The following is a 12,552-nucleotide window of genomic DNA, read 5'->3' as shown; positions in this document are numbered from 1 at the left end:
GCCGGTGGCGCGGCGGGGTGTGGATCGCCACGGGGAGCGGCGGGGAGAGCGGGCAAGGGTATCGTCCTTGCCGGACCGGTGTCATGCCGCGGCGTTTCAGTCCGGCGACATGGCGCGCGCCGCGCTCCACATGCCGCGGGTGATCGGCCGGTTGGTGTGCGGCGCCTGCAGCGCGATCAGGGTGGTGGTGCTGATGCTGGCGTGGATCTTCAGCAGGCGGTCGAGCACCGATTCGAGATGGCCGATCGACATCGCCACCACGCGCAGGATCGCCGAATCCTCGCCGGCCAGGCGGCGGCAGTCGAGCACCTCGGGGATGTCCTCCACGATGCTGCCGATGCGCGCGCAGATGCCGCCGTCGCAGCGCAGCCGCACCATCGCCTCGATCGCGTAGCCCAGCCGCTTGGGCTCGACCACGGCGCGGTAGCCGGCGATCACGCCGGCTTCCTCCAGCCGCTTCACGCGCTCGGCCACGGCCGGCGCTGACAGGCGCACCTTTCGCCCCAGCTCGGCGTAGCCCAGGCGCGCGTCCCGTTGCAGCGCCTCCAGCAATTGCCAGTCCTTGCTGTCCCACTCGTATTTCGATTCGAAGGTCATGCCCTGGATTCTCGATTCGTTCGATGGCGAAACATGTCTACTCTAAGACGATTCATCATTCCGGCGTGCATGGCCGGCGATTAGCATGCGCGTCTCCCCCCACGAAACCCGCCCTCCCATGACTACCGAACGCCTCGACGGCCGCGCGCTCTGCTACATCGGCATTGCCCTGCTGACCTGGTCGTCGGCCTATGCCGCGATCGCCTATGCGCTGGCCTCGTTCACGCCGGGCGAGGTGGCGTTCGCGCGGCTGGCGATCGGCTCGCTGTGCTTCGCCGCGCTGGTGCTGGTCAAGCGGGTGCCGCTGCCGGCGCGGCGCGACTGGCCGCAACTGGCCCTGCTCGGGGTGATCGGGCTGACCGTGTACCACCTGTGCCTCAACATCGCCGAGACGCGGATCGCCAGCGGCACCGCCTCGATCCTGATCTCGCTGGTGCCGGCGGCCACCGCGGCGGTGTCGGCGGTATGGCTGCGCGAGCGGCTGCCGGCGCGCACCCTGGTCGGGCTCGGCGTGGCGCTGGTAGGCGTAGTGCTGGTGGTGCTGGCCAGCGGCAAGCAGGTGAAGTTCGAGCCGATGGCGGCGCTGGTGCTGTTCAGCGTGCTCGCCTCGGCGCTGTACTTCGTCGGGCAGAAGCCGCTGTTCGCGCGCAGCAGCATGCTGGGCGTCACCGCCTTCACCTTCTTCGCCGGCACGCTGGGCTCGCTGCCGTTCGGCTGGGAGCTGCCGCGCGCGCTGGCCGCGGCGCCGTGGTCGCACATCGCCGCGCTGCTGTGGCTGGGCATCGCCCCCACCTTCGCCGGCTACCTGGCGTGGAACGCCGCGCTGCGCCGCGCCTCCGCCTCGCAGGTATCCAGCTTCATCTACTTCTCGCCGCCGATCGCGGTGCTGATCGGCTGGGTGTGGCTGGACGAGCGCCCCGGCTGGCTGACCCTGGTGGGGGGCGCGATCACCGTGGGCGGCGTGGTGCTGGCGAACGCGCGCCGCCGCGCCGTGCCGATGCCGGCCAAGCCGACGCTGGAGCGGCAGGCATGCGAGCATGGCTGAGCCCGGACGGACGGAGCGCCACCACCTGGCCGACCTTGCGCGACGGCTGCCGGATGCCTGGACGTCCAGCGTGCTGGCGCGGATCGGCACGGCCCGGCTGAAGCTGCTGCGGATGGATGCGGCGTCCCATGCGCAGGAAGTCCACGACTAGCTCGAGGGCCGGCTGGTCGTCGAGGGGCGGCTGCGTTTGCGGATCGGGCGGGAGGCGGTCACGCTGGAAGCCGGCGAGCTGCAGGTCGTGCCGGCGGACGTGCCGCATGCCGTCGAGTCCGGCATCGAGGGCACGCTGCTGATCATCGATACCTGACGCCTCAAGTTCACGATCCCACCCGTGGTTCCCATTGCCTGCCTGTCATTCCTGCGGCTTTCAACGGACGCAGGGCCGGTCAAGCAGGGGGCGCTCAATGGCCTACAGGCGCTGGATCCCAGCTTCCGCTGGGATGACGAGCGAAATCAGGGCTTCCTTCATGCCCCAAGGCTCAATGACGCTGGATCCCGGCCCTTGCCCCTTTTCGGTCCGCTGGGATGACATTTCCGGAGATCGCGGACAGGCTTTGACACTCACCCTGGAGCCCACCCATGTACACGCTCTACATCGCCAACAAGAACTACTCGTCCTGGTCGCTGCGGCCCTGGCTGCTGCTCGGCGGGCTGGGGATCCCGTTCGCCGAGCGGTTGGTGGCGTTCTCCCCGGCCGCCGCGGCGAACCGTGAGGCGTTCCGCGCGTTCGCGCCGAACGGCAAGGTGCCGTGCCTGCACGACGGCGATACGGTGGTGTGGGATTCGCTGGCGATCGCCGAATACCTGGCCGAACGCCACCCGGGCGTATGGCCGTCCGACCCGGCGGCGCGCGCCTGGGCGCGTTGCGCCGCGGCCGAGATGCACTCGGGCTTCGGCGCCCTGCGCACGCACTGCACGATGAACTGCGGCGTGCGCGTGCGCCTGCCGGACCCGCTGCCGGCGGGGCTGGACGCGGACATCGCGCGCGTTGACGAGCTGTGGAGCGAGGGGCTGGAGCGCTTCGGCGGACGGTTCCTCGCCGGCGACGGGTTCGGCGCGGTCGATGCGTTCTACGCGCCGGTGGCCTTCCGCATCCAGACCTACGGGTTGCGGCTTGGCGCGGGATCGATGGCTTATGCGCAGCGCCTGCTGGACCTGCCCGCGATGCGCGAGTGGTACGACGCGGCATTGGCGGAATCGTGGCGCGATCCCGGTCACGAGGACGAAGCGCGCCGTGCAGGCACGTGGCTGCAGGATCTGCGTGGAGCCGAGGGCGCGTCGGCCGGAGCGGGCTGATCGGCGCGGCGTGGACCCGGCGCTCGCTCAGTCGGCCAGCGCCGGCTCCATGCGCCGCAGGGCGCGGCGCCGGCCGATCGCGGCATAGGCACGGGCGAGCAACGGGATCGCCAGCAGGAAGAAGTTGTTGTTGCCCGGGATGTGCGGTGCCGCCAGCAGCGCGGCGGCAGCCGCCGTGGGCAGGGCCAGCGCGCGCCAGCGCAGCGCGTTGACCTCCTGCGGCGGCACCCCGGCGCGTACCCGCCCGGGCCGCAGCGCGAGCTGGAACAGGAACAACTGCAACAGCCCGGCGGCGAGCAGGGTGGCCGAATAGAACACCTCCGGCACGCGCGCGAGCGGGTTGGAACTCATCAGCGCGGTGGCGAACGGCATGAAGGCGATCACCATCAGCAGCAGCATGTTCGGCCACATCAGCCGGGGCTCGTAGCCATCCAGCACGCCGAACAGCCGGTGGTGCGCGATCCACAGCGCGCCGATGGCGAGGAAGCTCAGCACGAAGCCCATGAAGCTCGGCATCAGGTGCACCAGCGCGGCGAGGTAGGCGGCATCGTCCGGCGTGTCCAGCCGCGGCACGTGCACTTCGATCACCAGCAGCGTGATCGCGATGGCGAACACGGCGTCGGAGAAGGCCTTCAGGCGTTCGAGCTGCTGCGCTCCATGGCTCATGCGCGGTCCTTCAGAGCTTGTACGCGCGGTGGATCGCCACGATCCCGTTGGTGAGGTTGCGCACCTCGACGCGGCCGAAGCCGGCACGCTCCATCATGCCCTTGAGGGTCTGCTGGTCCGGGTGCTTGCGGATCGATTCGGCCAGGTACTGGTAGCTGTCGGCGTCGCCGGCGAACAGCCGGCCGAGCTTCGGCAGCACCTTGAACGAGTGGAAGTCGTATAGCTTGCCGAACAGCTCGCTCTGCACCCGCGAGAACTCCAGCACCAGGGCGCGGCCGCCGGGCCTGAGCACGCGGCAGATGTCGGCCAGCGCCTTGTCCTTGTCGGTGACGTTGCGCAGGCCGAAGGCCATGGTCACGGCGTCGAAGCTGTCGTCGGGGAACGGCAGGCATTCGGCGTTGAGCTGGGCCCAGCGCAGGCCGCCGACCAGGCCGCGGTCGGTGAGGCGGTCGCGGCCCACGCCGAGCATGGCGGCGTTGATGTCGCCCACCACCACCTCGCCCGCGTCGCCGACCACCGGCTTGAGCAGGGCGGCGATGTCGCCGGTGCCGCCGGCCAGGTCCAGCACGCGGTCGCCGCGGCGCACGCCGCTGACCGCCACGAAGTGGCGCTTCCACAGGCGATGCACGCCGAACGACATCAGGTCGTTCATCAGGTCGTAGTTGCGCGCGACCGAGGTGAACACCTGGCCGACCAGCTTCTGCTTGTCGCCGACCGGCACGTCGCGGAAGCCGAAATGGGTGGTCGGTTCCGGGTTGGACTTGGGCTGCTCGTTCATGGGGTCCATGCTACAGGCTCGGCTTGCCGGCGTCGTCGGGCGCATGGGCATGCGCCTGCCGCTCGGCCTCGACGTGGCGCCGGTGCAGGTCGTCGCTGCCGGCGTCGGCGGGAACGGGCGCGGGCGTGGGAGCGGGCGCGGCGGCTTCGGCCGGGGCCGGCTCCGCCGGCGCGCGCGGCGGCTCGTTCTTCGGCGCGTCCTTGTCGTCGCCGCCGGTGATCTTGAGGATCGAATGGCGCACGTCGCGCGACAGGATCACCCGCGCGTCGCGCACCATGTCTTCCAGCGCGCCGGCATAGTCGAGCTTGCCGGCCTCGTCGGTCCACACGATGCGGCGCTCGCGCAGCTTCTGGATGAAGCCGCGGAACAGCGCCTTGTCGAAGAACTCCGGCGCGGACAGCTCGTTGAGAAGGCTCAGCCGCTGCGCGGTGAGCGTGCAGGCGTTCTCCAGCTCGGCCGCGGTGATCGTGTGCGGGCCGTTCTTGGCCAGCGCGGCGATGGTGATGTAGTAGCGCTCGAACGCCTGGATCAGGCTGCGCGCGATGGTCTTGAGCTGGTAGGCGCCGTCGTCCTGGCCGGGGCCGCGTTCGAGCAGGCGGCCCTCGCCGGTGGATTCGAGCAGGCCGCGGCGCACGAAGAAGTCGATCGTCGCCTGCAACTGCGCGGCGAAGCCCTCGGCGTCCCACGGCAGGAACAGCTCGCCCTGGATGAACGGGTAGATGATCCGGCCCAGCCGCAGGATCGACGAGCGCGACATGCGCCGGTTGTTGAGGAAGCAGCACGCCACCCAGGCCGCGGTGGCGGTGAGGTGCAGCACGTTGTTGCGGAAGTAGCTCAGCAGCACGGCCTGCTCGTCGTCGGCCGCCAGCACGTCGCCGAGCGGGTGGCGCGCGCGGCGGATCCAGCCCATCTGCTCGCCGTAGGCGATGATCGCGGCCGGGTCCATCGGCGTGATGGTGACGCGGTCGGAATAGGGCAGCTCGGTCAGCAGCGACTTCATCAGCTCCAGCTGGGCGAGCAGGTCGCTTTCGGCCATCGCGTGCTTGGGCGTGGCCAGCAGGGCCAGCGCCAGCAGGTTGATGGGGTTCACGTCGGCGGCGCGGTTGATGTTGACCTGGATGCGGTCGGCGAGGTCGTCGACCACGCGGTTGAGCCATTCGGGCTTGGCGTCCGGATCGCTGGTGGCGGCGCGCCAGTCGCCGCTGGCCGCGTCCAGCAGCGGGGTCAGCTCGATCGGCTCGCCGAAGTTGAGCGCCACGTGGCCGTAGCGCTGGCGCAGCACGCCGCCGATGCCGCGCAGCAGGCCGAGCAGGGATTCCTTCTCTTTCGGCTTGCCGGACAGCTCGCCGATGTAGCTCTTGCCCTCCATCAGCTTCTCGTAGCCGATGTAGACCGGCTGGAACAGCACCGGCCGGCGCGGCGCGCGCAGGAAGGCGCGCACGGTCATCGCCAGCAGGCCGGCGCGCGGCGCCAGCAGGCGCCCGGTGCGCGAGCGGCCGCCCTCGATGAAGTATTCCATCGGCACGCCGCGGTCGATCAACTGCGCCATGTACTCGTTGAACACCACCGAGTACAGCGCGTTGCCCTTGAAGCTGCGGCGCAGGAAGAACGCGCCGCCGCGGCGCAGGATCGGGCCCAGCCCGGGCAGGTTGAGGTTCACGCCGGCGGCGATGTGCGGCACCACCACGCCGGACACGTGCAACTGGTAGGACATCAGCAGGTAGTCGGTGTGGCTGCGGTGGCTGGGCACGTAGACCACCTCGTAGCCCGGCGCGGCGGCGCGGGCCTTGTCGAAGTGGTGCATGGCGATGCCGTCGTACAGCTTGTTCCAGAAGTTGGACAGCAGGAACGAGGCCGAGCGCACCACCGGGTGCGAATAGTCCGCGGCGATCTCCAGCACCAGCTTGTGCGCCTTGCGCCAGGCCTTGGCGTAGGTGATGTTTTCCTTGGCGGCGCTGGCGGCGATCGCGTTGCGCACCGGCTCGGCGTTGAGCACCGCGTCGACCACGGTGCGCTTGTGCGACAGGTCGGGGCCGATCACCGCCGCGCGGATGCGCCGGAAATGCGTGCGCAGCACCCGCGCGATCTTGCGCACCAGGCGCTCGGGGCGGATCTCGCCGGCCTCGCTCATCACGCTGCGCAGCGACACCGGCGCGGAGAAGTGCACCACCGTGTCGCGGCCGTTGAGCAGCAGCGCCAGCAGGCGGCGGAAACGGCCCACCATCACCCAGTTCTCGGAGAACAGCACGCGGAACCAGCCGCTCTCGCGGCTCGGCGCGCGGCCGACGTAGATCGACACCGGCACGATCTGGATGTCGCGCTCGGCGTCGCCCTCCAGCGAACGGACCAACTGGCCCAGCGGCTCGTTCGGCGCGCGCTGGCGGCTGCGCCCGAACAGCCAGCCGTCGCGCCGCGCCAGCGCGAACACCGAGCGGCGCCGGCGGGTGCCGGACAGCGGCTGCATCGGCGAGGGCAGGCCGGCCTCGCGGCAGGCGCGGTCGAGGATCAGCGCGTCGGAGAAGCCGTCGCGCTCGATCACGTAGCAGACCGGCACGCCGCCCTGCAGCAGGGTGGCGGGTTCGGCCGGATCGCGCCGGATGCGCACCCAGGGTTCGAGCAACTGGCTGGCCAGGTGGAACCACCAGGGCGCGCGGTTGCGGGCGGGAGAGTCCGCGTTCATATTGTGCATCCGCCTATTCTACCGGCAGCGCCGTTCAGCCTTGCGCACCGCCCGCCGTCGCGGCCGGCGCCCGGGCCTGGACCGGCGCGGAGCCGGCGGCGGCCGGCGCCTGCAACTGCCGGTGCGCCTCGCGGGTCTTCTCCAGCAGGTCTTCGCCGTACCAGCGGCCGTCCTCCCGCACCAGCGCCGATTCGGTCGAGAGCGGCTTGCCGAGCAGGGTGTAGTCGATGCGCACGCGGGCGTGGTCGTCGGTGGTCTCGATCGGGGTGACCTTGACCGAGTCGAGCGTGTCGTCCACCGACAGGCCGTAGGTGGCCAGCAGTTGCCTGGCGCCGTCGAAGCCGATCGCGTACTTGGCCATGGCGGTGTCGAAATCCATCGTGCGCATCGCGTCCGGGCTCTTCAGGTCGAGCTTGCGCGCGGTCGCCACCGCCACGCCGACCGCCTGCCTGGCCTTGGCCGGGTCGAACCAGGCCACCTGCTGCGCCCACGGGCCGAGCACGTCGAGCACGGCGCCGGCCTGGTCCTTCTGCTGCGCGGTCAGGTTCTGGTTCTGCGCGATGGCGGACTTGGCGAACTGCTGGCCGACGCCGATCATCATCGGCAACTGGTCCTTGTACTTCTGCTCGGCCTCGGCCAGCTTCGGCTGCAGCTCGGCATAGAGCCTGTTCTCCGCATCCGGCGCGGTGAGCTTCTGCACGGTCTGGTCGAACCTGGCGCGGTCCTCGGCGGTGACCGGCTTCTGGTCCGGGCGGGCGCGGCCCCAGTCGCTGCGCAGGGTGGCGTAGTCCGCCGGCGGCAGCGCGTGCTTCCAGAAGCCGGCGAAATCGCCCGCCTTGATCAGCGCCACCGACTGCCGCACCGCCGCCTCCGGCGTGTCGCCGCCCGCGGCGGCGGTGTCGTTCTTGTCGTGGCAGGCGGCCAGCGCCAGCACGGCGAGCAGCGGCAGCAGGGTACGGCGGAGCGGCTTGGAACGCATGGGAGGTCTCGCGATGGACGGCGCCGGCGCGCCGCGGGGTGGCGGCGCGCGAACCGGCGCCGGAAGTCGCGGCAGGGTAAGGGGGCGTGCGGCGGCGAAACAAGGCCTGCCATGCGTCGCCCAAAAGAAAAACCCCGCGGGCGTTTGGCCTCGCGGGGTAATCCGGCAGAAGCCGGAAGGGAAATGGCCTTGCCCGCGAATTGGAGGTCAGCAGGTTTCGGCGGGAGAAATCTTACTTGCTCGTTAAAGCTAAGGCAATACGTGATGAATTGGTAGTTAAGTGATTGATTTTTATCAATCGAAGCGCAGTGCCTCGATGGTCTGCCGGCGGCGTTCGCCGCGCGGGGCGGTCCAGTCGTTGTTGAACAGCGCGGGCGCCCAGGCGCCGTAGGTGGGGTTGGGCAGGGTGAACCAGCGCGTGCCGATCCACGGCAGATAGGGCGCCACGGCCTTCTCGCGGCCGGCACGGGTATTGGCCGGCACGGTGACGAAATCGCCGATCTGGTCGCCGAACTGCATCAGCACCCGGTACTTGCGGCTGATCAACTGGCGGCGGCAGCCCTTCTCGGTGCCCATCTGCTCGCAGCCCTCGACGAAGGTGCCCAGGCCCAGGAAGGCTTCCGGCCCGGATACCGGCAGGCCGACCTGGCGCAGGTTGGCGAGGGTGGCCTGGTCGAGGTCCTTGGCGCGGTTGGAGATGTAGATCACCGCAACGCCGTGCTTCGCCGCGTACTGGGTGAACTCGACCACGCCCGGCAGCGCACGCGCCTTCTGCTCTTTGCACCAGGCGGCCCAGTCGGCCTCGTTGTATTCGCCGCCGCTCCTGACCAGCCGCGCCTGGTACGGCGAGTTGTCCAGCACGGTCTCGTCGATGTCGAGCACCACGGCCGGCCTCAGGCCCCTGGCCGGAACCATGCGGTCGTCCTTCGGCAGCGCATCCCACTGCCGGTCCTTCAGCGCGGCGGGCAGGCGGGCCTGCGCGTCGCGGTAGGTCTGAAGGTAGATCAGGTCGTGCTCGATCGCGGTCTGCGTCCAGGCGACGGCGTTGAGGTTGTCGTCGGCGGGCGTCGCCGCCGGGGCGGTCGGCGCGGCGTCGGCCGCCGGTGCCGGGGCGGCGGCGGGCCTGGGCGATGGCGCGGCGCATCCGGCCAGCAGGACGAGGGTGGCGGCGAGCGCCGGCAGGCGTAGGGACATGAAGGGTTTTCCAGGAAGGCAGCGTGCAGGATCGCGGGAGTTTACGACAGCCGCGTGTCCGCCCGCCGGGCTGGCGGCGGCCGCGCGCTGCTGACAGACTGGCCGCCCCGTCCATCCCTGCCGACCGATGCAACCGATCCAGCCCCTGCGCGAACCGACCCGTGCGATCCGCACCGCGAGCTACGTCCTGGCCGGCCTCGCACTGCTGGCGGTGCTGTGGCTGCGCCTGCTGCCGGCATTGCTGGCCGGCCTGCTGGTGTACGAACTGGTGCAGACGGTCAGCCCGCTGCTGGGACGGCGCATTTCCGGCGACCGCGCGCGGATGCTGGTGGTGGCCCTGCTCGGCATCGTGGTGGTGGGGCTGCTGATTCTCCTGATCCTGGGCGCGATCAGCTTCTTCCGCAGCGAGATCGGCAACCCGGAGGAGCTGTGGCAGAACCAGTTGATGCCGCTGGTGGAGAAGGCGCGCCAGCAACTGCCGGCGGCGATCGTCGGCTCGCTGCCCGACAGCGTCGACGAGCTGCGCGTGATGGCGCTGGAGCTGACCCGCAAGCACGCCGGCAGCCTGCAGCTCGCCGGCAAGGAGACCGCGCGCGCCTTCGTGCACATCATCATCGGCCTGGTGCTGGGGGCGATCGTGGCGCTCAGCCGCACCCGTCCGGCGCACCAGGTCGGCCCGCTCGCCGGGGCGCTGTCGCAGCGCTGCCAGCGGCTGGCCGAGGCGTTCCACAACATCGTGTTCGCGCAGATCAAGATCTCGCTGATCAACACCGTCCTCACCGCGATCCTGCTGCTCGGCGCGCTGCCGCTGTTCGGCATCCACGTGCCGCTGGCCAAGACGCTGGTGGTGGTCACCTTCGTGGTCGGCCTGCTGCCGGTGATCGGCAACCTGCTTTCCAACACCGCCGTCACCGTCGCCGGCCTGTCGGTGTCGCTGGGCGTGGGCATCACCGCGCTGGCCTTCCTGATCCTGATCCACAAGCTGGAGTACTTCCTCAACGCGCGCATCGTCGGCACGCAGATCCGCGCCCGCGCGTGGGAGCTGCTGATCGCGATGCTGCTGATGGAGGCGGCGTTCGGCCTGCCCGGGCTGGTCGCCGCGCCGATCTACTACGCCTACCTCAAGAGCGAGCTGGAGAGCGGGCGGCTGATCTAGCCCGCTTGCCCGGCCCGCCTGCGCCGGGGCCGCCTCGCCAATGCGGCGAGTTCGATGCGGTGCGCCCGGCACGGCAAGGGCGACCCGGCCCGGCCATGCCGCGCGCACCCGATGCCCGGCGCGGGGCTCAGCCCCCGGCGAGCATCGCGGCGATTTTCGCCATGTGCGACTCGGCGGTCTCGCGCACCACTTCCTTGTCCGCCTCCGGGTCCTTGCCCTGCCAGTGCAGGTCGGCCTGCGGCAGCTCGTGCAGGAAGCGGCTGGGCTGGTTGTTGTGGACCTCGCCGTAGCGCTTGGTGCGGGCCGACCACGACAGGGTCAGCAGTTCCTTGGCGCGGGTGATGCCCACGTACATCAGGCGGCGTTCCTCGTCGACCCGGCCCTCGTCCAGCGCGCCCTCGTGCGGCAGCGTGCCGTCCTCGCAGCCGACGATGAAGACGAAGCGGAACTCCAGTCCCTTGGCCGCGTGCAGGGTCATCATGCGCACGGCGTTGCCCGGTTCGTCGCGGTCGGCGTGGCTGAGCAGGGCGAGCTGCGAGGCGAGGTCGCCGGCGCTGTTGCCGCCCTTCTGCATGGCGCGGAACCAGTCGGCCAGTTCACGCAGGTTACCCAGCTTGCGCTCGCGCACGGTGTTGTCGGTGGTGCTGGCGGCGATCTGCGCGGCATAGCCGGTGCGCTTGAGGATCAGCTCGACCAGGTCGGCCGCGCTTTCGTGCAGCGAGGCGCTGCGCAGTTCGTCGAGCAGGTCCGAAAACGCGGCCAGCGCCGCCGCCGGGCGCGGGGTGAGCTGGCGGAGCACGCTGTCGCTGCGGGTGGCGTCGAGCAGGGACGAGTGGCGCGACTGCGCGATCTGGCCCAGCTTCTCCAGCGTGGTGGCGCCGATCTCGCGCCGGGGCACGTTGACCACGCGCAGGAAGGCGGCGTCGTCGCTGGGGTTGGTCAGCAGGCGCAGGTAGCAGAGCAGGTCCTTCACCTCGGCGCGGTCGAGGAAGGACAGCGCGCCGGTGAGGTGGTACGGGATGCGCGCCAGCCGCAGCGCCTTCTCCAGCGGGCGCGCCTGGAAGTTGCCGCGGTACAGGATCGCGATGTCGTCCCAGCGCGCCTTGTGCTTTTCGGCCAGGGTGGCGGCGATCGCGGCCACGCGCTCGGCCTCGTGCTCGGCTTCCTTGCATTCCAGCACGCGGATCGGCGCGCCTTCCGGGTGCTCGCTCCACAGCTTCTTTTCGTGCAGGTGCGGGTTGTTGGCGATCAGCGCGTTGGCCGCGCGCAGGATGCGCTTGCCGCAGCGGTAGTTCTGCTCCAGCTTGATCACGCGCAGGTTCGGCCAGTCGCGGCCGAGCTGGTCGATGTTCTCCGGGTTGGCGCCGCGCCAGGCGTAGATCGACTGGTCGTCGTCGCCCACGCAGGTGATCCCGCCGCGCTCGCCGGTGAGCGCCTTGAGCAGGCGGTACTGCGCGTCGTTGGTGTCCTGGTATTCGTCCACCAGCAGGTAGCGCAGGCGCTCGCGCCAGGCGTCGCGGCACTCCGCGTCGCTTTCCAGGATGCGCAGCGGCAGCCGGATCAGGTCGTCGAAGTCCACGGCGTTGAACGCGGCCAGGCGCTGCTGGTACAGGTCGTAGATGGTCGCCGCCTCCAGCTCGCGCGGACTGCGCGCGGCGGCCAGCGCCTCCTCCGGCGACAGCCCGCCGTTCTTGGCGCGGCTGAGCAGGTTGCGGATGCCGAACAGCACGTCGGGCTTGACCCCTTTCGGCGCCAGCTCCTTGACGATGCCCTCGCTGTCGTCCGCGTCCAGCACCGAGAAGCCGCGGCGCAGGCCGGCGCGCGCGTGCTCGATCTGCAGGAACTTCAGCCCCAGCGCATGGAAGGTGCACACGGTGAGCGCCGCGGCGTCCTCGCTGCTGACCAGCTTGCCCACGCGCTCGCGCATCTCCTTCGCCGCCTTGTTGGTGAAGGTGATCGCGGCGATCCTCGATGCGGCCAGGCGCTTGCGCGCGATCAGGTACGCGATCTTCTGGGTGATCACCGAGGTCTTGCCGGAACCGGCGCCGGCCAGCACCAGCAGCGGGCTGTCGCAGTGTTCGACGGCGGCCAGTTGTTGCGGATTGAGCATGGATCGGGGCGGTGCGTGAGGCGGCGGCCGATGGTAGCAGAGCGGTGCTGG

12 protein-coding genes are annotated in these 12,552 nt (G+C 70.4%); 5 read left to right on the top strand and 7 right to left on the bottom strand.

Annotated elements, in window-relative coordinates:
- Positions 1–96: 96 nt before the first annotated feature.
- The gene (locus ASG87_RS01520) at positions 97–597 is read right to left on the bottom strand and encodes an Lrp/AsnC family transcriptional regulator (RefSeq protein WP_055999711.1); all 501 of its coding nucleotides are present in this window, start codon (positions 595–597) and stop codon (positions 97–99) included.
- A 118-nt stretch (positions 598–715) separates the two neighbouring features.
- Here ASG87_RS01520 and ASG87_RS01515 point away from each other — a divergent pair, with 118 nt between their 5' ends.
- The 4 genes from ASG87_RS01515 (at position 716) to ASG87_RS01505 (ending at position 2,938) form a co-directional block, all read left to right on the top strand.
- Positions 716–1,642 carry a DMT family transporter gene (locus ASG87_RS01515; RefSeq protein WP_055999708.1) on the top strand — a complete coding sequence of 309 codons (927 nt, stop codon included), beginning with the start codon at positions 716–718 and terminating at the stop codon, positions 1,640–1,642.
- Entirely contained in the window at positions 1,635–1,793 is a 159-nt protein-coding gene (locus ASG87_RS20735) for a hypothetical protein (RefSeq protein ID WP_235499536.1), read from the top strand. Before ASG87_RS01515 ends, ASG87_RS20735 begins: the two co-directional genes overlap by 8 nt.
- A gap of 12 nt (positions 1,794–1,805) precedes the next feature.
- A complete protein-coding gene (locus tag ASG87_RS21160; RefSeq protein WP_268761794.1) occupies positions 1,806–1,949 on the top strand; it encodes a cupin domain-containing protein in 144 nt (47 codons plus the stop codon).
- 272 nt (positions 1,950–2,221) lie between these two features.
- Positions 2,222–2,938, top strand: a complete 717-nt coding sequence (locus tag ASG87_RS01505; RefSeq protein ID WP_055999705.1) for a glutathione S-transferase family protein — start codon at positions 2,222–2,224, stop codon at positions 2,936–2,938.
- A 27-nt stretch (positions 2,939–2,965) separates the two neighbouring features.
- Here the strand turns inward: ASG87_RS01505 and ASG87_RS01500 are convergent, their stop codons facing one another.
- The 5 genes from ASG87_RS01500 to ASG87_RS01480 form a co-directional block, all read right to left on the bottom strand.
- Positions 2,966–3,604, bottom strand: coding sequence for a TMEM175 family protein (locus ASG87_RS01500; protein ID WP_055999702.1), 639 nt, complete (start codon positions 3,602–3,604; stop codon positions 2,966–2,968).
- A 10-nt stretch (positions 3,605–3,614) separates the two neighbouring features.
- Positions 3,615–4,382, bottom strand: coding sequence for a bifunctional demethylmenaquinone methyltransferase/2-methoxy-6-polyprenyl-1,4-benzoquinol methylase UbiE (ubiE, locus tag ASG87_RS01495; RefSeq protein WP_056000260.1), 768 nt, complete (start codon positions 4,380–4,382; stop codon positions 3,615–3,617).
- A gap of 10 nt (positions 4,383–4,392) precedes the next feature.
- Positions 4,393–7,071 carry a glycerol-3-phosphate 1-O-acyltransferase PlsB gene (gene plsB / locus ASG87_RS01490; protein WP_055999699.1) on the bottom strand — a complete coding sequence of 893 codons (2,679 nt, stop codon included), beginning with the start codon at positions 7,069–7,071 and terminating at the stop codon, positions 4,393–4,395.
- 25 nt (positions 7,072–7,096) lie between these two features.
- The gene (locus ASG87_RS01485) at positions 7,097–8,041 is read right to left on the bottom strand and encodes a hypothetical protein (RefSeq protein WP_055999697.1); all 945 of its coding nucleotides are present in this window, start codon (positions 8,039–8,041) and stop codon (positions 7,097–7,099) included.
- Between the two features lie 294 nt (positions 8,042–8,335).
- Positions 8,336–9,235, bottom strand: coding sequence for an HAD family acid phosphatase (locus ASG87_RS01480; RefSeq protein ID WP_055999694.1), 900 nt, complete (start codon positions 9,233–9,235; stop codon positions 8,336–8,338).
- Between the two features lie 127 nt (positions 9,236–9,362).
- On the opposite strand from ASG87_RS01480, the gene ASG87_RS01475 reads away from it, so the two are divergent.
- The gene (locus tag ASG87_RS01475) at positions 9,363–10,391 is read left to right on the top strand and encodes an AI-2E family transporter (protein ID WP_055999691.1); all 1,029 of its coding nucleotides are present in this window, start codon (positions 9,363–9,365) and stop codon (positions 10,389–10,391) included.
- A gap of 127 nt (positions 10,392–10,518) precedes the next feature.
- Here the strand turns inward: ASG87_RS01475 and ASG87_RS01470 are convergent, their stop codons facing one another.
- A complete protein-coding gene (locus tag ASG87_RS01470; protein WP_055999688.1) occupies positions 10,519–12,501 on the bottom strand; it encodes a UvrD-helicase domain-containing protein in 1,983 nt (660 codons plus the stop codon).
- Positions 12,502–12,552: the final 51 nt, after the last annotated feature.

Origin of the sequence: Frateuria sp. Soil773, assembly GCF_001428405.1 — a bacterium.
Classification (GTDB): Bacteria; Pseudomonadota; Gammaproteobacteria; order Xanthomonadales; family Rhodanobacteraceae; genus LMSL01.
The sequence above is the reverse complement of the archived record's forward strand: the minus strand, read 5'-3'. Positions and strand labels throughout refer to the sequence as shown.

What these genes read in the sequence shown, in the direction of transcription:
- ASG87_RS01520 (WP_055999711.1), bottom strand. Translation starts at nt 597, where the DNA reads ATGACCTTCGAATCGAAATACGAGTGGGACAGCAAGGACTGGCAATTG.
- ASG87_RS01515 (WP_055999708.1), top strand. Translation starts at nt 716, where the DNA reads ATGACTACCGAACGCCTCGACGGCCGCGCGCTCTGCTACATCGGCATT.
- ASG87_RS20735 (WP_235499536.1), top strand. Translation starts at nt 1,635, where the DNA reads ATGGCTGAGCCCGGACGGACGGAGCGCCACCACCTGGCCGACCTTGCG.
- ASG87_RS01505 (WP_055999705.1), top strand. Translation starts at nt 2,222, where the DNA reads ATGTACACGCTCTACATCGCCAACAAGAACTACTCGTCCTGGTCGCTG.
- ASG87_RS01500 (WP_055999702.1), bottom strand. Translation starts at nt 3,604, where the DNA reads ATGAGCCATGGAGCGCAGCAGCTCGAACGCCTGAAGGCCTTCTCCGAC.
- ubiE (WP_056000260.1), bottom strand. Translation starts at nt 4,382, where the DNA reads ATGAACGAGCAGCCCAAGTCCAACCCGGAACCGACCACCCATTTCGGC.
- plsB (WP_055999699.1), bottom strand. Translation starts at nt 7,071, where the DNA reads ATGCACAATATGAACGCGGACTCTCCCGCCCGCAACCGCGCGCCCTGG.
- ASG87_RS01485 (WP_055999697.1), bottom strand. Translation starts at nt 8,041, where the DNA reads ATGCGTTCCAAGCCGCTCCGCCGTACCCTGCTGCCGCTGCTCGCCGTG.
- ASG87_RS01480 (WP_055999694.1), bottom strand. Translation starts at nt 9,235, where the DNA reads ATGTCCCTACGCCTGCCGGCGCTCGCCGCCACCCTCGTCCTGCTGGCC.
- ASG87_RS01475 (WP_055999691.1), top strand. Translation starts at nt 9,363, where the DNA reads ATGCAACCGATCCAGCCCCTGCGCGAACCGACCCGTGCGATCCGCACC.
- ASG87_RS01470 (WP_055999688.1), bottom strand. Translation starts at nt 12,501, where the DNA reads ATGCTCAATCCGCAACAACTGGCCGCCGTCGAACACTGCGACAGCCCG.